Below are 24,885 nucleotides of genomic sequence, written 5' to 3' on the forward strand. Positions count from 1 at the left end.
CACCTATATCTACACTTGATTTGTCGTCGGCAGCGTCTGTTGTGTATAAGACACGGGGTTTGCCCCACCCGTGTTGCCGCCGCCGGCCGCGGCACGTAATGTCCCACTGCCGACGGCTCTGTTGGCGGGCGGAGCCTCACAGCCTCGGGTCGACCGGCTCCGACTCCAGGGCCAGGACGGCGAAGACCGCCTCGTGGACGCGCCAGAGCGGCTCCCCGTCGGCGAGCCGGTCCAGGGCCTCAAGGCCGAGGGCGTACTCGCGCAGGGCGAGCGAGCGCTTGTGGTTCAGGAAGCGCTGCCGCAGCCGGTCCAGGTTGTCCGGGCGTGTGTACTCGGGACCGTAGATGATCCGCAGGTACTCGCGGCCGCGCACCTTGATGCCGGGCTGGGCGAGCCGGCCCTTCCCGTCGCGCACGAGCGCCTGGAGCGGCTTGACGACCATGCCTTCGCCGCCGCGGCTCGTCATCTCCAGCCACCAGTCGATGCCCGACTGGACGGACGCCTCGTCGCCGGTGTCGACGACGAGACGGCGGGTGGTCTGGAGCAGACCGGTCGGGTCGTGTTCGACGAGGCGGTCGAGCCAGGCGAGCTGCTCGTCGTGCGGTACGGCCGCCAGGGAGCGGCCCTGGGCGGCGAGGATCTGGAACGGCGCGATGCGTACGCCGTCCAGGCCGTCCGTCGGCCAGCAGTAGCGGCGGTAGGCCTCGGTGAACGCGGCTGCGTCGGTGGCCCGTTCGTGCTGCTTGGCCAGCAGGTCTCCGACGTCGATGCCGCGGGCGGCGGTCGCCTCCAGGGCGGCGATGGCGCCGGGGAAGACGGCTCGGGACGCGGCGCCCACGGCGGCGTACTGCTTGCGCAGCAGGCCGGATGCCTTGAGGGACCAGGGCATCAACTCGGCGTCGAGCAGCAGCCAGTCGGTGTCGAGTTCCTGCCAGAGCCCGGCCTCGGTGACGGCGGCGCGCAGTCGGCCGAGGATCTCCTCGGTGACGGACGGATCGTCGAAGAAGGGGCGTCCGGTGCGGGTGTGGAGCGCGCCGGTCGGGCCTTCGGCGCCGAAGCGTTCGCGCGCCACGTCCGCGTCGCGGCAGACCAGGGCGACCGCTCGCGAGCCCATGTGCTTCTCCTCGCACACGACCTTCGCGACACCGTCCGCCTTGTACTGGGCGAAGGCCTCGGCCGGGTGCTCCAAGTAGCCCTCGACCTGGGAGGTCGCGGTCGGAGCCATGGTGGGCGGGAGGTAGGCGAGCAGCCGGGGGTCCACCGCGAAGCGGCTCATGACCTCCAGGGCCGCCGCGGCGTTCTCCTCGCGCACGGCGACGCGGCCGGAGTGCCGGGTCTCCACGGTCCGGCGGCCGCTGACGTCAGCGAGGTCGAGCGGCCGGCCTTCGTGGCCGCCGGGGGCCTCGGTGGCCAGGGGCCGGGTGGGCTCGTACCAGACCTGCTCGGCGGGTACGTCGACGAGTTCACGCTCGGGCCAGCGCAGCGCGGTCATCCTGCCGCCGAAGACGGCGCCGGTGTCCAGGCAGATGGTGTTGTTGATCCAGCTGGTGTTCGGCACGGGAGTGTGGCCGTAGACGACCGTCGCCCGGCCCCGGTACTCCTCGGCCCACGGATAGCGCACGGGCAGGCCGAACTCGTCGGTCTCGCCGGTGGTGTCCCCGTACAGGGCGTGCGAGCGGACCCGGCCCGAGGTGCGGCCGTGGTACTTCTCGGGCAGGCCGGCGTGGCAGACGACGAGCTTGCCGCCGTCGAGGACGTAGTGGCTGACGAGTCCGTCGATGAACTCCCGCACCCGCTCCCGGAATTCCGGGTCCTTGGCGTCCTCCTTCTCCAGCTGCTCGATGGTCTCGGCGAGGCCGTGGGTGTGCTGGACGTTGCGGCCCTTGAGGTAGCGGCCGAGCTTGTTCTCGTGGTTGCCGGGCACGCACAGGGCGTTCCCGGCGGCGACCATCGCCATGACGCGGCGCAGCACGCCGGGGCTGTCGGGGCCGCGGTCGACGAGGTCGCCGACGAAGACGGCCGTACGGCCTTCGGGGTGCGCCCCGTCGGCGTATCCGAGCTTGGTGAGCAGGGTCTCCAGCTCGGAGCGGCAGCCGTGGATGTCGCCGATGATGTCGAAGGGACCGGTGAGGTGGGTGAGGTCGTTGTAGCGCTTCTCCAGGACGACTTCGGCGTTCTCCACCTCCGCCGCACTGCGCAGCACGTGCACCTTGCGGAAGCCCTCGCGCTCCAGGCCGCGCAGCGAGCGGCGCAGTTCGCGGCGGTGGCGCGCGATGACGTGGCGGGGCATGCCGGCCCGGTCGGGGCGCGTCGCGTTGCGCTCGGCGCAGACCTCCTCGGGCAGGTCGAGGACGATCGCGATGGGCAGCACGTCGTACTGGCGGGCCAGCTGGACGAGCTGCTTGCGGCTCTCTGCCTGCACATTGGTCGCGTCCACGACGGTGAGGCGTCCGGCGGCGAGCCGCTTCCCGGCGATGTAGTGGAGGACGTCGAAGGCGTCCCGGCTCGCGCTCTGGTCGTTCTCGTCGTCGGCGACGAGCCCGCGGCAGAAGTCCGAGGAGATCACCTCGGTCGCCTTGAACTGGCGGTGCGCGAAGGTGGACTTGCCGGAGCCGGTGGCGCCGACGAGGACCACGAGGGAGAGGTCGGTCACCGGGAGAGTGCGCTTCTTGTCGGCACCCGTGCTGGTTTCGGTACTGGTCATGCGGCCTTCGCCTCCTTCGCGCTCGGCTTGTTGCCATGGGCCGTCTTGCCGTCGTCGGCGATCATCGTGAACACGGCCATCTGGGTGGGCGGCCCCACCTCGGGGTCGTCGGGCCCGACGGGCACGAACTCCACGTCGTAGCCGTGCCGTCCGGCGACTTCACCGGCCCAGCTCCGGAACTCCTCGCGCGTCCACTCGAAGCGGTGGTCGCCGTGGCGCACATGCCCGGCGGGGAGCGTCTCCCAGCGGACGTTGTACTCGACGTTGGGCGTGGTCACGAGCACGGTCCGCGGCCTGGCGGAGCCGAACACGGCGTACTCCAGGGCGGGCAGACGCGGCAGGTCGAGGTGCTCGATCACCTCGCTCAGGACGGCGGCGTCGTACCCCTTGAGCCGCTTGTCGGTGTAGGCGAGCGAGCCCTGCATCAGCCGCACGCGGTCCGCCTGGCGCTCGCCCATCCGCTCGATGCGCAGCCGGCGCGCGGCGATGGTCAGCGCCCGCACCGAGACGTCGACGCCGACGATCTCGGTGAACCGCACGTCCTTCAGGAGCTCGTGCACCAACTGCCCCTGCCCGCAGCCGAGATCGAGCACCCGGGCCGCTCCGGCGGCGCGCAGCGCCTCGACGATCGCGGTGCGCCGCTGGACCGCGAGCGGCACCGGCTTCTCCTCGGTGTCTGTCGTCTCGTCGACCGCGTTGTCGATCTCCTCGACCTCGCTGTCGTCGGCCTCCGCGAGCCGCACCAGCTCAAGGGCCTCCATCGCCTGCCGGGTCAGACCCCAGCGGCGCGACAGATAGCGGCTGGTGATCAGCTTCTGCTCGGGGTGCTCGGCCAGCCAGCCCTCGCCCGCCCGCAGCAGCTTGTCGACCTCGTCGGGCGCGACCCAGTAGTGCTTGGCGTCGTCGAGGACCGGCAGCAGCACATACAGCTGCCGCAGTGCGTCGGCGAGCCGCAACTCGCCCTCCAGGACAAGGCGTACGTAACGCGAGTCGCCCCACTCGGGGAACTGTTCGTCGAGCGCGACCGGTTCGGCGCTCACGCTGTCCCAGCCAAGCGGACCGAACAGCTTGTGCACCAGCTCGGCGCCGCCGCGCGCGGGCAGCGCGGGCACCTCGATGCGCAGCGGCATGGGGGCCGCGGCCCGTTCGGGACGGGCGTTGCACACGCCGCGCAGCGCGCTCTTGAAGACCGTGCTCATCGCGACGGAGAGCAGCGAGGACGCGGCGTACGGCCGGTCGTTGACGTACTGCGCGAGTGCCGCGTCGGCCGCACCGCCGCGCCCCTTGCCCTTGCCCCGGCGCACGAGCGCCACCGGGTCCACCTCAAGCAGCAGCGCCGCGGTGCAGCGCTCGGCGGTCGCCTCGGGGTAGAGGACGTGCGCCGTGCCGTGCGAGGTGGAGAAGCGCTGCGCGTTGTCGGGATGCTTGTGCAGCAGGAACCCGAGGTCGGTCGCGGGGCGTTCAGGGGTGCCGGTGGTACTGATGGTCAGGAACACGGTGGGTAGACCTCAAAACGGGATCTGAGCTGGGATACTCCAGCGCGACGCCGTCCCTCCGGCGCGCCTCTACAACGTACAGCGAACACCGGAGGCGGACTCAGGGATTTTCCCTCCGCCGGCCTCGCTCGGCCCGGGGCGCCAGGGCTTACGCGTGCTGGAGTGCGGTGGCCATGCGGACCAGGTGGGCCCGTTCCTCGGCCGGCGGGACCGAGAGCAGGGGAGTCGTGGGGGTGTCCGGCCGGGGCGGAACGCCTTGTCGTTTGCGGGTGATCGCATCGATGAGCGTGGCGGCCGCGCAGGCGGCCGTGAGGTCCGGGGTGGGGGTGGAGCGGGCTGACTGCCGGACGCGGTCAGCGGGCTCGGGGCGCATCCAGGGGTGAAGAGCGTGGATGGCGTCGGAGATCTCCATGATGCGGCGGGGCAGGTACCACTTGGTGACGTTGAGGGCGAGCTTCTCCGTGAGCGGGCCGGGCGGGGCGAGTGCCAGGCGTGGATCACTGGCCTGCATGGTCAGTTTCCACAGGGGGCGGAGTGTGCGGAAGTCACGGCGCTCGTCCATCCAGGCGCCCAGGGCCGGTGCCAGATAGCCGTATTGCACAAGAAGGGTGCCGGCGCCGCTCAGGAGAGGGGTGCCGAGGTGGAGTACGTCGATGTGATGGGCGCCGAAGGAACTGGCCGTCAGCGGCACGAGCTTGAGCGCGTACGAGGACCCCAGGAGGAGCGCCCCGATCTGGACTGCGCGCAGGCCCCGGCTGATGGAGGGGTGCTCGGACTGGCAGGCCATGCGGATCTTGCTGCAGTGGTTGGCGGTGGCAAGGAGGGGAGTGGCGATGGCCACCCAGGTGGTGGCGAAGAAGTACACCGCCAGGGGGTGGGTTTCGGCGGTGATGCGGCCCGTCCGCAGCTCCTGCGGGAAGTTGAAGGAAGCCGTGAAGTAGAGCGCGACCATGGCAATGCCGAGCGGCGGATACAGCGTGGCCGGGCGGGCCAGGCGGCGTAGTCCCAGCGGGCAGACGACGCCGTGGTCCTGGCTCCAAAGGCGCACCAGCACATGCGAGTTGATGGCGAAGCCGAAGATGCACAGATAGATCAGCAGGGCGCCGAGCGTGGGGATGCCGGAGACGGCTCCGATCCACCGGTAGACGGCGGGATACATGATCAGAAAGGAACCGGCGGCCAGCAGGGTTCCCCAGGCGAGGATGGACAGAGAGCGGGAGAAGTTGTTGCGCAGCGCGAGGATCTTGCTGGCCGCCGTCAGGACCGACACCCCGCAGAGGAGGAAGTAGAGGACGACGTACACGGTGTTGAGGACCGTCATCAGACACCGGTTCTGCGATGGGCCAGAGAGGCCGCGAGCTGAGCGTTGCCGATCTGATCCGCCCGCAGGTCCAGCATGGTGACCAACTGGGTGGCCACCACCTCGGCCTCCCGTTCCAGCGGCGCTCCGTAGTGGGAGCGCCCCATCAAGACCCCGCGGACGACGTCCGGACGGATCCCGGGCAGCAGCGTGCGCGCGGTGGCGCTGTCGAACAGGGCGCCTGGCGTCGGAGTGTGCCCGCGCCACAGGTGCACGAGTTCGTGGCAGCCGGTGAGGATTCTGTTCAGGGGGGACGCACTGTCGCCGATGACGATGACATCGCGGTGGGTCAACTGCGCGCAGAAGCCGGTGAGACCGGAGGGGAGTCGGCGGTAGGCGACCTCGACCGGTCTGTCCCGCGCTCGTGCCACCGATTCGATTACATCCTTTAGCACAGGCAATTCCGGAAGATCGAGTTCCCGAATTAGCCTGATTGCGCGCCGCCGTTCACGGCCTATTCGCATGTTGCCCCCGTATGGTCTGGACGCCTGTGGTCTGGTCAGGGCCACGTACGGGTGATCCTATGGCTCCCCGCCTCGTCCTGGACACGGGTGCGAAATATTTGGCCGCTCGGCGCGTTTGCAAATGCCGTATCGGTGGTGTCGGGCTAATGAGGGCCGGGGGGTTGTGAGGCGGCGTCGTGCGGGGACGGGTCCGGGTCCGGGTCTGCGAGCAGGCTCTCCACCGCGGCAGCGACCTCGGACGCCTGTCCCGGGGGAAGGCCGGCCATGCGGAACGCGATCTGCACGGCGGCTGGATTGTGGGCGATGCGGCGATAGGCGGCCAGGGCCTCGAGGGTGTCTTCGAGCTCGATGACCACCAGCTCGCCGCTGTCGTAGGTGAGGGCTTCCCTGCGGACTCCGAAGTGGTGGGCGATGGAGCCCAGATCGTCCGTCAGGAGGGCGTCGATGCCGATCCGGAGGAAGGCGGCCAGCGGCGCAAGCTTCGACAGTGTGGGCTGGCTGCGGCCTTCCAGCAGCTTGTCGAGATACGTCGAGGACATCCCCGATGCCCTGGCTGCCGCCCGCAGCGAATAGCGCTGCCCCTGCTCGTCCACGCGCTGCGCCAGGAGATGGTTGAGGCGGTCGGTGAAGCGTGCGGAGATGTGCTCCTGCGGAGGGTCGCGGTGCAGGGGTTCGAGCGGTCGGCCGCGGCGAAGGCCGGCGATCCGGCCCACTGCCACGCCCGTGGCCTCGGAGACTTCCCGGTTCGTCCATGGCCGGCCGAGCCGGGCTGGGATGACGTTCTGGAAGAGGCGCTCCAGGCGCACTGCCACCCGCTGGGCCAGCTCGTCACCACTCTCACTCACAGCCAAGCTCCTTGTCTGCTCAGGGCGTGGGGGGTCAGGGGAGTCTAGAGGGCCCGACCTGCTTCACATAGGCGCTCCCCTACATCGGAGAGTTGCGGGTCATCAGGTGGGTCATCAGGCAGGTCATTCGGGAGGCTTCGTGAGGGTGCCACCAATAGTTGACACTTGTGCGGGTGGGCGGTGAGGATTCGGTGCGAACGGCTGATCACGCGGATGTATCTCCAGCACGGCATGTTCAGGGGGATTTTCATGTCTACTTTCAGGCTTCACGCGACGCGAGATGCGCCGATGCACCCTTGTGCGGCCTTCGCCGCCGACGCCCGATGTTCCCCCGGGCAGAAGTCTCTTTGAGCACATAAGTCTCTCCTGGCTGCCGCTCTCTTGGGCGCGCGCCATTGATCACGTCGGATTCGGGTGCCGTCCCGCTGGGGCGGGGATCCCCCTCCGCGGTGCGATGGGGCCGGTCTGCCCCATGCCTCCGACTGCGTGATGCACCTACCTTGTGAGGCTCGTCTTGCCCTACCTGCCCGAGTCCTGTCCGTACCCGCCCATCGCATCCGCCCCGCTCCCTGATCGGGTTTCGAGCCGGCCTCCGATGGAATTCACGCAGTTGCACGCCACACGCCGGGATGCCGAAAGGCTTGCGAGGCATACCCGGCAGGGACTCGCCGTCTGTCTGACCGCACCCCTTTTAGTTTTCATTCTGATTGCGGAGATGCCCGATCCGCACCCCGTCCTCGGGCTCGTATCCGTCCTTTACGCCCTTCATCTGGGGGCGTTGCTGCGTCCGGTGTGGACCGGATGCCCCTATCCGGTCCCGCCGCTCGCCCTGCTCGCCCCCGCCGCCGTGTGGCTGGCCTGCCTCTGGCTGCTCCCCTATACCGGTGCCTTCGCGCGGGCGGAGGTCGTCCCGCTCTCCGGAATGGCCGTCGTGCCCGCGGCCGTCGCGGTGGCCGAGTTGCCGCTGCGCGTTCAACTGCTCACCGGATCCACGTGTGTTGTGGTGGCCGCCGCCGTCAGCCCGCACGCCCCGGTGGCCTCGGCGCTGGTCGCCGGGGGCGTCCTGCTGACCGTCGTCTTCGCCGTCCGCAATGCGATGCGACCTGTCTCCGTCATCTCCCGGCTCGAGACGGCCGCGGGTGTGGCCCCCTTGCTGGCGGTGGCCGAGGAGCGGCTGCGGATGTCCCGCGATCTGCACGACACGCTGGGGCGGCATCTGGCCGTCATCGCGATCAAGTCCGAACTCATCGCGCGCACCGGCAAGTTGGAGGAGATGGAGGAGGTGCAGGTGTTGGCGAGGATGTCACAGAGCGAGCTGCGGGCGGTGGTGAACGCCGTGCGCACCGCGCCGCTCGACGACGAGCTGGAGAGCGCGCGCTCCCTGCTCCGGGCCTCCGGCATCCGGTGCGAGGTCACCGATGAGGACTGCGGCCCGAGCCTGCCCGGTGAGGTGCGGGAGGTGCTCGGCTGGGCCGTGCGGGAAGCGGCCACGAACGTCATACGGCACGCGCCCGACGCCACTGCCTGCACGATCACGCTGGCCGTGTCCGGCGCGGGCGGAGCGCGGGAGTGCGTCTTGCGGGTGGTGAACGACGGTGTGCGTGACATGCCGGGCCGGCGACCGGAGCCCGGTACGGGCATGGACGGGCTGAAGCAGCGCGTCGCACCGCTGGGAGGGCGCCTGGAGCACGGGCCTCAGCTTCGCGGCACGTACCGCCTCCTGGTCACTGTCCCCCTTGCGCGAGAGGAATGAGCCGTGCGGATTCGAGTCCTCCTGGCCGATGACGAGAAGCTGATCCTGGGGGCACTCTCCGCGCTGTTGGCGGCAGAGGGAGACCTCGAAGTGGTCGGTGAGGCCGCAGGTGGTGTGAGAGCCGCCGAGTTGGCGAAGAAGCTTGTTCCGGACGTCTGCGTGCTGGACCTGAGCATGCCCGACAAGGGCGGAATCAGTGTCATCCGGGATCTGCAGCAGGCCCAGCCCTCCATACGGTGCGTCGTGGTCACCTCCCACACGGCGCCCGGATATCTCGCGTCGGCCCTGTCGGCGGGAGCCTGGGGATTCGTACCGAAGACGACGTCCGCGACAGAACTGGCCGTCATCATCAGAAAGGTTCACCAGGGCGCCCGCTATGTCGATCCGGAGATGGCCGCGAAGGTGATCTCGGCGGGAGAGTCCCCGCTGACCCGGCGGGAGACGGACATCCTGGCGCTGTCGTCGGACGGGGCTCCGATAGACACGGTGGCGCAGCGCGCGGTCCTGTCCCCCGGGACCGTACGCAACTACCTTTCGCGGATCGCCGGCAAGCTGAAGGCGGCGAACCGGCATGAGGCCGCCCATGTCGCCCGTCGGCAGGGCTGGATCTGACCCCTGGAGCGACCCCTGCGGAGCGACCCCTGCGGAGCGGGGAAGCTCGATCCCGAACTCGTGTGGCGTCGGTCACATTCTCTGCGTCGACGGTGTCCGCGTCGTCGATCGATGCGGCGAAATTGCAGGTCAAGGCGGCAATTGCGGCATGGATCATGGTGGCATCCGTCATCGCGGAGTCATGACGAATGTCAAGCATCCAGAAGGGTCAGCTCCGCTTAGGGGTGTGATCTGCGCCATATCGAGGGCTCTCGGGTGCTGCTTGTATCCAGCGTGTGACCGACGGAGGGCCTTGTACGAGCCCTCCGTGAGACCAGCGAGAGGGGCGTCGCATGACGGACGCGGTGATCGTCGGTACGGGCCCCAACGGGCTCGCCGCCGCTGTCACGCTCCTGCGGGCGGGCCTCAGCGTCGAGTTGTACGAGGCGCACGAGACGCTCGGCGGCGGTCTGCGCACCGAGCCGCTCTTCGACTCCGACGTGGTGCACGACATCTGTGCGGCGGTGCACCCCATGGCGGCCGCGTCCCGCTTCTTCCGGGAGTTCGATCTGCCCGCACGCGGCGTCGAGCTGCTCCAGCCCGACATCCCCTACGCCCACCCGCTGTTCGGCGAGGACACCGTCCTCGCCCACCGCGACCTCGCCCAGACCAGCGCCGGACTCGGCGCGGACGGCGGACGCTGGCGGCGGCTCATGGCGCCGCTCGCCGCACACAGCCAGGGCGTCGTCGACCTCATCCTCTCCGGCCAGCGCGCCGTCCCCGACGACCTGGCGGCGCCGCTCCTCCTCGCGCCCAGGGTCCTCGCCCATGCCACCAGGCTGCCCTTCCGCACCGAGCGGGCTCGTGCCCTGCTCACCGGTGTCGCCGCGCACGCCGTCGGCAGACTCCCCTCGCCGGCCGCGAGCGCCGTCGCGCTGCTCCTGGGACACCTGGCGCACAGCACGGGCTGGCCGCTGCCCCGGGGCGGCAGCGGCCGCATCGCCGACGCCCTCGCGGCGGACATCGCCGCGCACGGCGGCCGCATCCACACCGGACAGCACATCAAGGACCTCGGCGAACTCGGGGACGTACCCCTGGTGTTGCTCGACACCAGCCCCAAGGGGCTCCTCCAGATCGCCGGCGACCGGCTTCCCGGGCGCTACCGACGGGCCCTGGAACGCTTCCGGTACGGACCGGGGGCGTCCAAGGTCGACTTCCTGGTGTCCGGACCCATCCCATGGGCCGACCCCGAAACCGGCCGGGCCGGCACCGTCCACCTCGGCGGTACCCGCGCCGACATGTTCCGTACGGAATCGGCGGCCGTACGCGGCACCCGGGACCCCGAGCCGTTCGTACTCCTCGTCGACCCCGCCGCGACCGACCCCGGCCGGGCCGTCGGCGGCAAGCGTCCCGTCTGGGCCTACGCCCACGTTCCGCACGGCGACCCGCGCGACCCCGTCGACCTCGTCCGTCGCCGGATCGAGCGGTACGCGCCGGGTTTCGGCGACACCGTCGTCGCCGCGCGCGGCGTGAGCGCCGCCCAGTACGAGACATACAACCCCAACTACGTCGGCGGCGACATCGGAGCCGGGGCCATGACCCTGCGCCAGTCGCTGCTGCGCCCCGCCGCGCAGTGGGATCCGTACAAGGTCCCGCTGCCCGGCCTGTACCTCTGCTCGGCCTCCACGCCTCCGGGACCCAGCGTGCACGGGATGTCAGGCCATCTGGCCGCGCTCTCCGCGCTGCGCCGCGAACACGGCATCCGAGTCCCGCCATCACTGGCCCCGCACGGCAGGACGTAGCGCACGACGGGCCGTGACCACCGAGCACGCAAGCATCCGACAAGCCGTAACCACGGGAGGGAGGGAAACATGACCCCGCATGCCAGTCGCAGCACCGCCGAGCCCATCGCGGTGCGCTCGGCCGCCTGGTACCTGCCGGAGCGCACCGCCGAGGTCTCGGCCCTGACGGCCAGGGACGAGGCGGCGCAGCGCACGCTCCAGGGCCTGGGCATCGAAACCGTCCGCGTCGACGACGAGTTGGGCGCCGTCGGTCTCGCCGAGCGCGCCGCCCGCCGCGCGCTGGACGAGGCCGGGCTGACCGCCAGGGACCTGAGCGGGCTGATCCTGGTGGAGTCCCGGGCACCGGAGACCCTCCTCAGCTCCGAGCCGACCCGCCTGCAGCACCTGCTCGGCGCCGAGACGGCGACGGTCTTCTCGGTGGGCGGCCTCGGCTGCGTATCGATCACCCCCGCGCTCCTCGCGGCCCGCGGATTGCTCGCGGCCGACCGGTCGGCGGACCACGTCCTGGTGGCACACGGCAGCAGACCCGCGGCGGCGACCCGCTACCGGCACCCCGTGACCGTCAACGGCGACGGCGGGCTCGCCCTGGTGGTGTCCCGCGGCGGCCCGGTGCGGATCCTCGACGTCGTCCAGCGCACCCAGGGCCAGTACTGGGACCTGTTCCACGTGAAGTACCGGGACCGGCCCACCGCGCAGTGGCGCGAGGAGTGCACCGACCTGCGCGGCTACTCCTTCCAGCTCGCGATGGAGACGCGCAACAGGCTGACGGAGCTCCTCGGCGAGCTCCTTGAGCGCAACCGCCTGGACCGGGGCGACGTGCGCGGCTACTTCAGCCACAACCTCTCCGCCGGAAGCCACACCTTCACCGAGGAAGCACTGGGCATAGAGATCCACTCCGTATGCCGGGAGAACCTGCGGCGCTACGGCCACCTCGGCCCGAACGACGTCTTCCTCAACCTCTATACGGCCCTGGAGCGCAAGGAGTTCGCGACCGGAGACCGTGTCGTCCTGATCAACGTCAGCCCGGTGGCGGCCTGGAGCCTGCTGCTGGTCGAAATAGGTCCCCAGGAGGCCGTGGCGTGACCAACCCCGTCCATGACACCCGGAACACCGCGGCCGCCCGAGCCGTCCCCGAGGACATCACCCGGGTCGTCATCGATTTCCTCACCGCCGCCCTGCACCGGCCCGTCGGGCCCGACGACGACTACTTCGCGCTGGGCCTCGCCAACTCGCTCTTCGCACTGGAGCTGGTCACGTTCGTCGAGCGGACCTTCCGCCTCACCGTCGAGGTCGAGGACCTCGACGTGGAGAGTTTCCGCACCGCGGGGAACATCACCCGGCTCGTGCTGCGCAAGACGGGCGAGGCCGCCCCTGCGGACTTAGGCGACGACCGTGTCTGACGCCGGAGCACCCGCCGACGGCCGGGCCGCAGCCGTGCTGCGCGCGGCGGCGGAGCTGGCATCGGCTGTTCAGGAAGCGGCGGCCGACTGGGACCGGGAGGGGGCGCTGCCCGATTCCGTACGCAAGGAGATGGCCGCCGCGGGACTGCTCGCCGCCGATCTGCCCACGGCGTACGGCGGGGCGGGCATCGGCCCCGCGGCGCTGGGCGAGACGGCCGCGCTCCTGGGAGGGGTGTGCGGGTCGATGCGTGGCCTGCTGACCGTGCAGGGCATGGTCGCTGCCGCGCTGCACCGCTGGGGGACACGCGCCCAGCGGGACGAGTGGCTTGTGCCGCTCGCGAGCGGCGAGCTGACCGCCGGATTCGCCGCGACCGAAGAGGGCGCGGGCAGTGCGCTGGGGGCAGTCCAGACCCAGGTGGACGACACCGGCGCCGGCGGCACGGTCACGGTGAGCGGACGCAAGAGGTGGGTCACCTTCGGCGAGGTCGCCGACGTGTACCTGGTCCTGGGGCAGACGGACGGCAGGCCGGCCACTGTGCTGGTCGAAGCGGACCGCCCCGGAGTGTCCAGGGAGGCGGTACGCGGCCAGCTCGGCCTGCGCGCCGCGCGGATCGCTCATGTCACCTTCGACGCGGTACGGGTGCCCCGCGACCACCTCGTCGCCCCGTCCGGCCTCGGGCTCAGTCATGTGGTCGGCAGCGCGCTCGACCACGGCCGGTTCACCGTGGCCTGGGGGTGTGTCGGCATCGCCGACGCGTGCCTGGCCGACGCGGCCGAGCACACCGCGACCCGCGTACAGGACGGTGTCCCTCTCGACAGCCACCAACGGGTCCTTTCGCTGCTGGCCAAGGCGTACGTCGACACCCTGGCGGCCCGTCAACTGGCCGAGCGGGCGGCCGGTGCGCGGGCGCGCGGCGCGGGACTCGGCGTCGCCGAGACCATCGTCGCCAAGTACGCGGCAGCGTCCGCCGCCGCCTCGGTGAGCCGCGACGCCGTACAACTCCTCGGCTCCGTCGGATGCGAGCCGGACAGCAGAAGCGGACGCCACTTCCGGGACGCCAAGGTCATGGAGATCATCGAAGGAGCGCAGCAGGTGCTGGAAACGCACATCGCCGAACGACTCGTGCGCCCGTACCGCCCCGGCACCGCCGGGCCGACCGCCGGGGGCCCGGCATGACCGCACCCGCGACTTCCCCGACCGTGAAGTGCCTGGTCTGGGACCTCGACGACACGCTGTGGGACGGCGTCGTCCTGGAGCAGGACGACCCGGACCCCTTCCCCGAAGCGCTGGAGACCCTCGCCGTGCTGGACAAGCGGGGTGTGCTGCACGCGGCCGCGAGCCGCAGCGACCCCGCGGTCATCGCCCGCCATCTGACCGAGCGAGGCCTCGACGACTGGTTCTGCGCGGTCCAGGTCGGCTGGGACGACAAGTCCGCCGCCGTGCGCCACATCGCCGAAACCCTCGACATCGGCCTGGACACCATCGCGTTCATCGACAACGACCCGGCGGAACGGGCGGAGGTCGCCGCCGCTCTCCCCTCGGTCCGCTGCTACCCGGCCGAGGACGTCGCCCGCCTTCCCGCCCTGTCCGACTTCCAGCCGGAGCACATCACCGCCGAGGCGGCCGGGCGGCGCAAGCTGTACCGCACCGAATGGCGGCGCCGGGAGGCCCAGGAGGAGTTCGGCACCGACCGGCAGGCGTTCCTCGCCTCCCTGGACCTGGTCATGGAGGTGCGCCCGGCAGCCTCGGACGATCTCGACCGTGCGGGTGAACTCACCGTACGCACCCACCAGTTGAACAGCACGGGACTGACGTACGACGCCCGGGAACTGCGCGGGCTGAGCACGTCGCCCGACCACCAGGTGCGCATCGCGCAACTGCGGGACCGCTTCGGGGACTACGGCGTCATCGGCCTCGCCGTCACCGAACTGCACCACGACGACGCCGTGTTGAGGCTGATGCTCATGTCCTGCCGGGTCGCGTCGCGCGGTGTGGGCGGCGTACTGCTCACCGAGCTGATCCGCGAGGCGCGGGAGGGCGGCCGCAGACCCGTCGCCCACTTCGTCCCCACCGACGTCAACCGCAACATGCTGGTCACGCTCCGCTTCGCCGGATACGAACAAGTGGCGTCCGAAGGCCCCTTGATGGTCCTCGCCGTGGACCCGGCCCGCGCCACGCCTCAGCGGCAGCAGCACATCCAGGTACTCAGCCGCGCCTGAGAGGCATACGAGAGGGAGGGCTGCCCCCGTGCAGTGCGACACCGTCCTGACGGACTTCCGGCGGCAGGCCGCCCGCACCCCCGACGCCACCGCCCTGATCGTCGGGGCGACAGAGCTGACGTACCGACAACTCGACCACGCGTCCGCCGGGCTCGCCCGGCTGCTGTGGGAGAACGGCGCGCGTCAGGGGCGGGTGGTCTGCATACGTGTCGAGCAGAGCGCCGTCGCCGTGATCGCGGTCCTCGCGGCCCTGCGCGTCGGCGCGGCCTGGTGCGCCCTGGAGCCCGACCTGCCCGCGGCGCGCGTGCGGCAGCTGTGCCGGGACACCGACTGCGCGGTCCTGCTGAGCGCCGCGCCCGAGCAGGGCGGGGCGGACCCGGGCGGACCTGCCGCACCGTCCCGGTGGATCGACGCGGCGGGGCTCGACGTGCCCGCGCTGGTCGCCGCGGGATCCCAGGAGCAGGACGACCCGTACCCGCCCGTGCCCGACAGCGCCCCCGCCTACCTCGTCTACACCTCGGGTTCCACCGGGATCCCCAAGGGCGTCGTGGTCGGCCGGGCCCAGCTCGCGGCGTCCACCGCGCCGCGCGCCGACGTCTACGGCACCGAGCCCTCCACGTACCTGATGGCCATGCGGCTCTCCTTCGACGGCATGCTCGGCGGGATGTTCTGGTCGTTCCGGGGCGGCCACACCTTGCTGCTCCCCGACACCCGCCAACTGCGGCATGCCCGCGAACTGGCCCTGCTCGCCGGGGAGCACCGCGCCACCCACCTCATCGTGGTGCCGTCCTACTACCGAGCGCTGCTCGACCACAGCACCCTGCTTGCCGACACGTTGCGCCTGGTCGTGGTCGCGGGCGAGGTCTGCACGCCCGAACTGGTCCGCACCCACCGGCGGCTGCTGCCGGGCGTGCGCCTGGCCAACGAGTACGGGCCCACCGAGACGACCATCTCCTGCACCGTCGAGCCCGACCCCGACCCGGACCAGGAGCGCGTCCCGATCGGCCGCCCGTGGCCGGGCGCCACCACGTACGTGCTGGACGAGCGGCTGCGCGAGGTCCCGGCCGGGACCGTGGGCGAGCTGTACGTCGGTGGGACGTTCGTCGCCATCGGCTATGCGGGGCAGCCCGCGAGGACGGCCGAACGCTTCGTCGCGGACCCCTTCGGGCTGCCGGGGACCCGGCTGTACCGCACGGGCGACCGGGCCCTCGTCGACGGCCGGGGGGCGCTGCACTACTACGGCAGGACCGACTTCCAGGTGAAGGTGCGCGGCCTGCGCGTCGAACTCGGCGAGATCGAGAGCGTGTTGGAGACCCATCCGGCTGTGGGACAGGCAGTCGTGCTGTACGAGGCGGACCAAGCGGAGTCGGACCAAGCGGAGTCGGACCAACCCGAGACGGGCCGAGCAGAAGAGGCGGGCGGCGGGTCCCGTCTTGTCGCCTTCTGGACACCGGCCGCGCCGGGCATCGCGCCGCCCTCCTCGGACACCTCGGCCGCATTGCGCCGGCACTGCCTGGACCACCTCGTGGAACAGGCCGTGCCCGCTCAGTTCGTACCCCTCACGGCCATGCCGCTCAACACCAGCAGCAAGGCCGACCGGGCAGCCCTGAGCGCGCTCGCCCGAGCCCGAGCGGGCCGCGCCCCGCGCCACCCGCGGTGGAGCGGACCGCAGCGCGCCGTCGGCGAGATCTGGGCGGCCGTGCTGCGCCACTCCGACATCGGTCCTGACGACAACTTCTTCGCGGTGGGCGGCAGTTCACTCAAGATCATCGATCTGCACGCCCGTCTGAACGAGCAGTGGCCAGGGGTGCTGCGCGTGGGGGAGCTGTTCGACCTCATCACGATCTCCGCGCAGGCGGACGCGATCGTCAGCCGGACCGGGACCGGGACCGGGACCGGGGCCGGTCCCGGTACCGGCGAAGGCCCTGCCCCCGGAATCCCGGCACGCACCCCGAACGCCCCGGCCGCCTACGAACTGTGAAGGAAGAACGCCCCATGCGCACCCCCATCGCGGTGATCGGCATCGCCGCGCGCCTTCCCGGCGCAGACAGCATCGCCGCGTTCCGCGCGAACCTCCTGGCCGGGGTCGACTCGGTGCGCCCCATCCCCGCCGAGCGCATCGCGTCCACCGGTCTCGACCCTTCCGTCACCTATCCGGAGCTCGGCTACCTGGATCGCATCGATCTCTTCGACCACGCGCACTTCGGGCTCTCGCGGCGCGAGGCGGAGGTGACCGACCCGCAGCACCGGCTGGCCCTTCACCTCGCCCACGAGGCCCTGGAGAACGCCGGATACGCCCCCGCCGCGCTGCGCGACAGCCGCACCGCCGTGGTCTTCAGCTCGCCGCACACGGGCTACGCCTCGCTGGTCCGCGAACCCGGCACCCTCACCATGGTCGGCAACATCCCCTGCATGCTGCCCGCCCGGATCTCCCACCTCTTCGGGTTCACCGGCCCCAGCTACGGCGTGGACACCGGCTGCAACGGCTCCCTCGTCGCCGTACACCAGGCGAGCCGTGAACTGCGCGACGGCGACGCGGACTTCGCGGTCGTGGGCGGCGTGAGCCTGCGCCCGGTCGTCGCGCCCGTCGAGGCCGTCGCCGACTTCCCCGGCATCAGCTCGCCGACCGCCAGGTCCCGCGCGTTCGACCAGGCGGCGGACGGCGCCGGCGGCGGGGAGGGCGGCGCCGTGCTGTTGCTCACCACGCTCGACCGGGCTATCGCGGACGACGCGCACGTGTACGCGGTGATCCGGGGCAGCTCGGTCGTGCACAACGGCGCGCACTCCGCGACCATCGCCACGCCGAGCGCCCGCTCCCAGGCCGCCGTGATCGCCCAGGCCTGGCGCGGCGCGGGCCTGGACATCGACACCGCCGGATACGTCGAGGCCCACGGCTCCGGCACGCGGCTCGGCGATGCGGTCGAGGCGGAGGGCCTCGCGCTCGCCAGGGCGGGCGGCGCGACGGCCCTGCCGATCGGATCGGTCAAGACGAACCTCGGGCACCTCGACCACGCTGCCGGGATCACCGGCCTGGTCAAGACGGTGCTGAGCGTGCACCACGGCGAGCTGTACCCCTCGCTGCACTTCGAACAGGCCGCTGAGGAAGTCGACTTGGACGGCGCCCGCCTCGACGTCGTCACGACAGTACGGCCCTGGGCGGCGGAGGCAGGGCCGCGCAGGGCGGGCGTCAGCTCCTTCAGCCTCGGCGGCATCAACGCCCACTGCGTCGTCGAGCAGGCGCCCGCTCCCGTGCGGGAGGCCGAGGCGGACGGCGGGGCCCGGCTTGTCGGTGTGTCCGCCCGCACTCCGGCCGGTCTTGTCGCCGAGTGCGAACGGCTCTCGCTCGAACTCCGCGACAGTACGAGGCCGTTGGCGGACGTCGCCCGGACGCTCAACGAAGGGCGGGACCACGAGCCGTACCGCGTGAGCGCGGTGGTGCGCCGCACCGCCGACCTGGCGGTCGCGCTCGCGGCCGAGGTGACATGGCAACGGCTCGCACCGGCCGAGGGCGTGGCCGAGCGGCCGCGCGTGGTGCTCCTCTTCTCGGGAGACGCCACATTCGACGAGTACGAGTACGAGTACGGGGCTGGGTCCCGGGCCGACGCGGGCAGTTGGACCGAGCCGGACGCGCCGCTGCCGGACGGCCTGCCCGTCCCGGCCGACCGCGCCGCTCTGGTCCGGCGCCACCTCGCCGCGCATGCCCGGCTCACCCGGTCCGGGATCGTTCCCGACGGGCTGATGAGCTCCGGGATCGCCCGGTACACCGTTCGCCACCTCCAGGGCGGCCTGTCCGAGGCCGACCGCGCGGCGCTGGCGCGTACGGAGAGCGAGAGCGCGCAGCCGGCCGACCCGGAGCGACTGCGCGCGGCGGCCGACGCCGAGACCGGCGAGGGGCCTGTGGTCTTCGTCGAGCTGGCCGACCGGGGCGAGCTCGGCGACCAGCTGCGCGAGTACTTCGCGGACCGCCCGGACGCAACGGTCCTCACACTCGGCTCCGACAAGGAGGGCCTGCTCACCGTCCTGGCCCGGCTCTACCGGACGGGGCACGCCGTCGACTGGCCCGAGCTGACGGCCACGCTCGGGTACGCGAACACCCCGGGCCGCCGGATCCCTCTGCCGGTGCGCCCCCTGAACGGTGTGCCCTGCTGGGTCCGCAGCCCGCAGTCGCCGGCCACGGCGCCCGCCCCGACGGCGGGGGCACCGGGGCTCGCGGTGGCCGCGCCGGCTCAGGCGGCGCCCGCCTCGGCGGGTCAGGCGGCACAAGCGCCTGCCTCGGCGGCTCAGGCGGCGAAGGCGCCCGCCCCGACGGCGGGGGCACCGGGGCTCGCGGTGGCCGCGCCCGCCCAGGCCGCGCCCGCCCCGACGGCCCAGGTCGCGGAAGCGCCTGCCGCGGCGACTCGGGCCGCGAAGGCGCCCGCTCCGCTCCCCGTCGCCCCCACCCCCGTACCCCACTCCGCCCCCACACCCGGCGGCGAATCCGCGCCCGAATCGGCGACGGTGCCCGACTGGCTCCGCGGCGCCCTCGCGGAGCTCCTGCACGCCGACGAAGTCGCCGCCACCGACGACTACTTCGCGATCGGCGGCAGCTCCATCATCGCGCTCCAGCTCGTCGAGCACGTACGACAGCGCTACGGCGTCCATCTCAAGCTGGTGGACGTCTACGACCACCCCGTCGTCGGTGCCCTCGCCGCCGCCATCACCGCCCGGCTGCCGCAGGAACCCACCCCACCGACGCGACAGACGCACTCCACGCCCTCTCCGACACCCGCCTCCACCCCGCCGCGGACCGTCCCGGCAGGCCAAGGCGCGAGCGATGGTCACCGCCTGCCGCCCATCGTCGCCGGCGACGACCTCGTGCTCTCGTACGGGCAGGAGCGGATGTGGTTCCATCACCAGCTCGACCCGGACACCACGCTCTACAACCTCCCCGGCGTCGCCCGGCACCGCGGCCCCTTCGACCCTGAAGCCATCCGCCTCGCCTGGGGGGATCTCGCGGACCGCCACGAGGTCCTGCGCTCCAACTTCGTGGAGACCGACGGCCGCCCCCGGCTCACCGTGCGCCCGGAACTCGGCGACTTCTTCCGGTACGAGGACCTCTCCGCCGCCTCCGACCCCGAGGCCGCCGCTCGCGCCGTCGTCAAGGAGGCGACCGACTGGGTCTTCGACCTCGCCCGCGACCCGCTGGTCCGGGTCACCGTGGTGCGCCTCGCGCCCGACGACCACCTCCTGTGCTGGGTGATGCACCACGCCGTGAACGACGGCTGGGCACCCCAGATCCAGGCGAAGGAGCTGCGCGACTTCTACGCGGCCAGGAGCGAGGGCCGCGTACACCGCCTGGATCCGCTGCCCGTGCAGTACCGGCACTACGCCCGCTGGCAGCGCGACCTGCTGGATGGTGGACTCCTGGAGGGTGAACTCGACTACTGGCGCGAGCAGTTGGCGGACCCGCCCGCGCTCGCCCTGCCCACGGACCGGCCCCGCCCCACCCGAATGGATTTCGCCGGTGCCGCCCACGGCTTCACCATCCCCGCCGAACTGGTCAACCGGCTGCGGGCGGTCGGCACCGCCGAGGCCACCACGCTCTTCACGGTCCTGCTGACCGGTCTCAAACTGCTCCTGTCGCGACAGTCGGGGCAGCGGGACATCGTGATCGGCACACCGACCATCGGCCGCAGCCGCCCCGAACTCTGGGGACTGCTGGGCTTCTTCAACAACACCGTCGCGCTCCGCTCCGACCTCTCGGGCGACCCGACGTTCCGGGAACTGCTGCGCCAGGTCCGGGGTGTGGTGCTCGGCGCGCTCGACCACCAGGAAATCCCCTTCGACAGGATCGTCCGCGAGGTCGCCGACCGTGACTCCGGCCGGAACCCGATCTTCGACGTGATGTACGTCCACCAGACGCTGCCGCCGGACGTCGCCATCGGCGAGCACCTGTTCGGCCCGAACAGCGACGAGGACACCGGCCCGTACTTTCCCGGACTGCCGCCGGGCACGGCCAAGTTCGACCTGACGATGGTCGTCGCCGAACGGGCAGGGGAGGAGTCCCTGGACGTGGTGGTGGAGTATGCGACCCAGCTCTTCGACCCGGACACGGTCGCCGCCCTCTGCGACGCGCTGCTTGAGCTGCTTGAAGCCGCCGCGACGGACGCGGACATCCGCTACGGAGACCTCCCGGCCGGCCGGGAGGCGAAGCCGGAGCCCGAGCTCACTGAGGCACGCGACGCGTCCCCCGTTTCCGGCTGCCTCCAGCTGCAGGGCGAAGTCGACGAAGCCGCCCTCCGCTCCGCCCTCGACGACCTGGCCGAACGCCACCACGTACTGCGCTCCCGCCGCCCCGGCACAGGAGACGCCCTCACCCTCACCACCACCGCGCACCAGACCGACCCGCTCGCCTCGGCGCACGCACTCGCCCGCGAACAGGCCCGCCTGATGCGCGCATCCACGACCGGCCCGCGCCTGCGCGCCCTGCTGGTGACGACCGGCCCCTCGCAACACGTCCTGGTGGTCAGCACACGCCCGGAGGACTACGACGCCGGTCAGCCGGAGCTGTTCTTCCGCGACCTGTTCGCGCTCTACGAGGCCAGGCTTGACGGACGCCCGGCCGAACTCCCCGCCCTGCCCGTGCAGTACGCGGAATACGCCCGGTGGCAGCGTGAACTGCGCGCCGACGGGCTCCTCGACCAGCGCCTCGCCCACTGGCGGGACGCGCTGGCCGGGGTCCGCGCCCTCGACCTCCCGGCCGACCGGTCGCGGCCGGTAGGCGGCACGGGCGAGGCCGCCGTCCACGACGTACGCGTCCCCGAAGACCTCGCCGGTACGGCGACGGCGGAACGGCTCCTGGCGGGCATCGCGGCCCTGCTCGGCCTGCGCGCCGGGGCGGACGAGGCCGTCATCGGTCTCATCGGCTCGACACCGGACACCGGCGGATCGCCCGGCCGCCGCCTCGACGACCGCGCCGCCCGCCCCGAAGTCGGCGAGCTGATCGGCCCGTTCGCCGGCGGCCTGCCGCTCCGCGTCGACCTCGGCGGCGATCCCACCTTCGACACGCTCACCGAACGGGTCCGCCGTGTGCTCGCGCTGGCGCAGGACCACCGCGACGTACCGCCGGACGACATCGCACGCGCCGCAGGACTGCCCGGCGAGCCGGGTCGTACGCCGCTGTTCGACGTCACCTACGCCCACCACCGCGTCCCGCGCGGCTTCGGCGCCCGGGCCGGGCTCGACATCAGTGCCGTGCCCTGGCACGGACCCGGCACCGGGCGGCTCACCCTGCCCCGCGCCACGACCGTTCACGACCTGGCGTGGTCCGTCACCGAGGGGCCGGGCGCGGCCGAGCTGTACGTCTCGGTGGAGTACCGCACCGAGCTGTTCGACGCCGCGACGGTCACGGCCATCGCCGACGACCTCGTCGCGCTCCTGCGCGCCGCCGTCGGCGCCCCCGACTCACCGCTGTCCGCGCTGCGCCCCGGCGCCGCCCGAGAGCCGTACCCCGATGACGTACCGGAGCCGATCGAAGGAGGCCCCAGCCGTGGGTGAACAAGACAACGCCGAGCCGGCCCCGACGGCGGCCGCACCCGCGACCGTGGGCGTCGTGGGTGCCGGGACCATGGGCATCGGAGTGGCCCAGTGCTTCATGGAGGCGGGCCACCCGGTCGTGGTCGTCGACCCCGACCCGGACGCCCTGGGGAGCGGACCCGAGAGGCTGCGTGCCGGGATGAAGCTGGCCCGGATGCTCGGGCGCCGCCCGCGGCGCGCGGGGGACACCGCGGCCGCGCCCGTCACTTGGTCGGCCGAGCTCGCCGACCTCTCCGACGCCCTCTTCGTCGTCGAGTGCGCCGTGGAGAAGGAGCCCGTCAAGGAGCTGATCCTCAGGGAACTGGATGCGGTGTGCGGCCCCGAGACCGTCTTCGCGTCCTGCACCTCCTGTATTCCCGTCACCCGCCTCGGCTCCTTCACCGGCCGCCCGGACCGGGTCATCGGCACACACTTCATGAACCCCGCCCCCCTCAAGGACACCGTCGAGGTCATCCGCGCGCCGGGCACCAGCGAGGACACCGTGCGGCGTACCGAGGAGTTCCTGGCGGGCATCGGCAAGCACGGTGTCGTCGTCCGCGACGCGCCCGGCTTCGTGACGAACCGCGTGCTGATGCTGACCCTCAACGAGGCCGCCGCCGTGCTCGACGAGGGCACGGCGGACGCGGCGACCGTCGACCAGATCTTCCAGGAGTGCTTCGGCCACCCCATGGGCCCCCTGCGCACCGCGGACCTGATCGGTCTCGACACCGTCGTCGACTCGCTCGACGTACTGCGTGAGCACACCGGCGACGACCGCTTCCGCCCGACCCCGCTCCTTGCCCGCCTCGTGGCGCAGGGCCGCACCGGCCGCAAGACGGGTGGCGGCTTCTACCCCTATCCCGAACCCGGGACCCAGATCCCGGCCCCGACCCACGCCCAGCGCGTTCCGCAAGGAGAGACCAGCCATGGCTGACCACCAGGGTGCGTATGTCGAGCTGTCCCTCGCGGGCCGGGAGACCTGGCACCGGGCGCACACCCCTCAGGGCCTGTCCGGGCCGGGACCGTACGTCGCGGAAGCCGTCGACATCGACGGTCCGCTCGACGTCGCGGGGTTCCGGTCGGCGGTCGCGCAGGTCGTGCAGGAGGCGGAGGCGGTGCGCCTGCGGATACCGGCGGGCGGCGCGGACGGCGGAGCCGTCAAGGCCGAGGTCGACGACGGGCTTCCGCTGCCCGAGGTGGACCTCTCGGCCGAATCCGACCCCGATGCGGCGGCCGAGGAATGGACACGCGCCGCCCTCGCCCGTGTCCTGCCCGACGAGGACGGCACCTTGTCCGTGCAGGTGCTCCTGCGGCTCTCCGCGCGCCGCCACCGCTGGCTGCACCTGCATCACCGCGCCGCCCTCGACGGGTACGGCACCGCGCTGGTCACCCGCCGCGCCGCCGAGATCTACACCGCCCGTGCCGAGGGGCTGCCGCTCGCCGGCACCGCCCTGACACCGCTGGGCCGGCTCGCCGACGAGGAGGCCGCCTACCGCGCGTCGAGCGGCCCCGACCGGGACCGCTCCTTCTGGCGCGAGCGCCTCGCGGGCCACACCGAACCGGTGACGCTCGCCGGCACGGCAGAACCCGGCACCGCCGAACCCGGTCCCGCGTCCCAGGAGTTGACGCTCACGGCAGCCGACGCCGAGCGGATCCACGCCGCCGCCCGCTACAGCGGCGCCCGGCCGCAGGCCGTACTGGTCGCCGCCGTCGCCGCCTACACGCACCGCATCACCGGCAGCACGGACCTGGTCGTCGGACTGCCCGTGGACGGACGGCCGAGCAGGGCCGCCGAGCGTTGCCCGGGCGCCGCCGATGACGTCCTGCCGCTGCGCCTGACGGTGCGGCCCGACACCGGCTTCAGCCACCTCGTACAGCACGTCACCGAGGCGAGCGGCCGGGTGAGGGCCCACCAGAGGTTGCGGCACGCGGAGATCCGCGCGGCTGTGCACGCGGCGGGGCCGACGCCCGCGGCAGACACCGGCCGGCCGCTGTACGGTCCGGTCGCCGACGTCCGCACCCCCGGCCCGCGCATCCGATTCGGCGCGCTCACCGCCACGGTCCGCCGCTTCGGCGCCGAGCCCGATACGGGGGAGGACCTGCGTGTCGTCATCGACGACGACCCCGCCGACGGCCGCCCCCGGATAGCCTTCCGCGGCGCACCCGGCGCATACACCACCCCTGAACTCGCCGCCCACGCACGGCGTTTCCAGCGTCTGCTCGTCTCGGCGGTGGCCGCCCCCGGCCGCCCGGTGGGCGCCATCGAGCTGCTGGGCGGTGCCGAACTGGCGGCCGTACGCAACTGGAGCCGAGGGGACGAGCAGCGGCTCCCGGACCGTCGTACCCTCACCGGTCTGCTGGACGCCGCCGCCCTCCGCGCCCCGGAAGCGGTCGCCGTCAAGGACCGCGACGGCAGCCTCACGTACCGCGAACTCCACGAGCGTGCCAACCGCCTCGCCCGGCTGCTCGTCCAGCGGGGAGCGGGCCCCGAGGGCGTGGTCGGCATCCTGCTGCCCCGGTCCGCCGAGACGGTCGTGGCCATGCTCGCGGTGCTCAAGAGCGGAGCGGCCTACCTGCCGCTCGACCCGGCCTACCCGGCCGACCGGCTCCGCTTCATGGTCGACGACGCGCGGCCCGCTGTCGTCCTGACCGACGCCGCGCACGCGGACCTGGCCGCCCCGACGCTCGTACTGGAC

General features: G+C 72.1%; 16 protein-coding genes. 11 read left to right on the forward strand and 5 right to left on the reverse strand.

Features of this window, described 5'->3' with window-relative positions:
* Positions 1-136 precede the first annotated feature (136 nt).
* The 5 genes from ACFWY6_RS26150 to ACFWY6_RS26170 form a co-directional block, all read right to left on the reverse strand.
* A complete protein-coding gene (locus tag ACFWY6_RS26150) occupies positions 137-2,704 on the reverse strand; it encodes a polynucleotide kinase-phosphatase (protein WP_384694919.1) in 2,568 nt (855 codons plus the stop codon).
* Entirely contained in the window at positions 2,701-4,200 is a 1,500-nt protein-coding gene (locus ACFWY6_RS26155; protein ID WP_384694921.1) for a 3' terminal RNA ribose 2'-O-methyltransferase Hen1, read from the reverse strand. The genes ACFWY6_RS26150 and ACFWY6_RS26155 overlap by 4 nt, the downstream gene beginning before the upstream one ends.
* 148 nt (positions 4,201-4,348) lie before the next feature.
* A complete protein-coding gene (locus tag ACFWY6_RS26160; protein WP_384694924.1) occupies positions 4,349-5,521 on the reverse strand; it encodes an MAB_1171c family putative transporter in 1,173 nt (390 codons plus the stop codon).
* Positions 5,521-5,931, reverse strand: a complete 411-nt coding sequence (locus tag ACFWY6_RS26165; RefSeq protein ID WP_384694927.1) for a hypothetical protein — start codon at positions 5,929-5,931, stop codon at positions 5,521-5,523. The genes ACFWY6_RS26160 and ACFWY6_RS26165 overlap by 1 nt, the downstream gene beginning before the upstream one ends.
* A 236-nt stretch (positions 5,932-6,167) precedes the next feature.
* Positions 6,168-6,869: a helix-turn-helix domain-containing protein gene (locus tag ACFWY6_RS26170; RefSeq protein WP_384694929.1), complete on the reverse strand. Its 702-nt coding sequence runs from the start codon at positions 6,867-6,869 to the stop codon at positions 6,168-6,170.
* Positions 6,870-7,584: 715 nt separating this feature from the next.
* Here ACFWY6_RS26170 and ACFWY6_RS26175 point away from each other — a divergent pair.
* The 11 genes from ACFWY6_RS26175 to ACFWY6_RS26225 form a co-directional block, all read left to right on the forward strand.
* Positions 7,585-8,622 carry a sensor histidine kinase gene (locus tag ACFWY6_RS26175; RefSeq protein WP_384694931.1) on the forward strand — a complete coding sequence of 346 codons (1,038 nt, stop codon included), beginning with the start codon at positions 7,585-7,587 and terminating at the stop codon, positions 8,620-8,622.
* A 3-nt stretch (positions 8,623-8,625) separates the two neighbouring features.
* Positions 8,626-9,234 (forward strand): response regulator, encoded by a 609-nt coding sequence (locus tag ACFWY6_RS26180; RefSeq protein WP_384694934.1) that lies wholly within the window; start codon positions 8,626-8,628, stop codon positions 9,232-9,234.
* Between the two features lie 332 nt (positions 9,235-9,566).
* Positions 9,567-11,015, forward strand: coding sequence for a phytoene desaturase family protein (locus ACFWY6_RS26185; RefSeq protein ID WP_384694937.1), 1,449 nt, complete (start codon positions 9,567-9,569; stop codon positions 11,013-11,015).
* 69 nt (positions 11,016-11,084) lie between these two features.
* Positions 11,085-12,098: a 3-oxoacyl-[acyl-carrier-protein] synthase III C-terminal domain-containing protein gene (locus ACFWY6_RS26190; protein WP_384694940.1), complete on the forward strand. Its 1,014-nt coding sequence runs from the start codon at positions 11,085-11,087 to the stop codon at positions 12,096-12,098.
* Positions 12,095-12,415, forward strand: coding sequence for an acyl carrier protein (locus tag ACFWY6_RS26195; RefSeq protein WP_384694943.1), 321 nt, complete (start codon positions 12,095-12,097; stop codon positions 12,413-12,415). Before ACFWY6_RS26190 ends, ACFWY6_RS26195 begins: the two co-directional genes overlap by 4 nt.
* Positions 12,408-13,592 carry an acyl-CoA dehydrogenase family protein gene (locus tag ACFWY6_RS26200; protein ID WP_384694946.1) on the forward strand — a complete coding sequence of 395 codons (1,185 nt, stop codon included), beginning with the start codon at positions 12,408-12,410 and terminating at the stop codon, positions 13,590-13,592. The genes ACFWY6_RS26195 and ACFWY6_RS26200 overlap by 8 nt, the downstream gene beginning before the upstream one ends.
* Positions 13,589-14,635 (forward strand): HAD-IIIC family phosphatase, encoded by a 1,047-nt coding sequence (locus tag ACFWY6_RS26205; protein ID WP_384694949.1) that lies wholly within the window; start codon positions 13,589-13,591, stop codon positions 14,633-14,635. The genes ACFWY6_RS26200 and ACFWY6_RS26205 overlap by 4 nt, the downstream gene beginning before the upstream one ends.
* Positions 14,636-14,663: 28 nt before the next feature.
* Positions 14,664-16,616, forward strand: a complete 1,953-nt coding sequence (locus ACFWY6_RS26210) for an amino acid adenylation domain-containing protein (protein ID WP_384694952.1) — start codon at positions 14,664-14,666, stop codon at positions 16,614-16,616.
* Positions 16,617-16,630: 14 nt separating this feature from the next.
* The gene (locus ACFWY6_RS26215; protein WP_384694955.1) at positions 16,631-22,171 is read left to right on the forward strand and encodes a condensation domain-containing protein; all 5,541 of its coding nucleotides are present in this window, start codon (positions 16,631-16,633) and stop codon (positions 22,169-22,171) included.
* Positions 22,164-23,123: a 3-hydroxyacyl-CoA dehydrogenase family protein gene (locus tag ACFWY6_RS26220; RefSeq protein ID WP_384694958.1), complete on the forward strand. Its 960-nt coding sequence runs from the start codon at positions 22,164-22,166 to the stop codon at positions 23,121-23,123. Before ACFWY6_RS26215 ends, ACFWY6_RS26220 begins: the two co-directional genes overlap by 8 nt.
* Positions 23,116-24,885: condensation domain-containing protein (locus ACFWY6_RS26225; protein ID WP_384694961.1), on the forward strand; the 1,770-nt coding region annotated here is incomplete at its 3' end. The genes ACFWY6_RS26220 and ACFWY6_RS26225, both read left to right, overlap by 8 nt.

It is taken from the genome of Streptomyces sp. NPDC059037, from assembly GCF_042740015.1.
GTDB lineage: Bacteria > Actinomycetota > Actinomycetes > Streptomycetales > Streptomycetaceae > Streptomyces.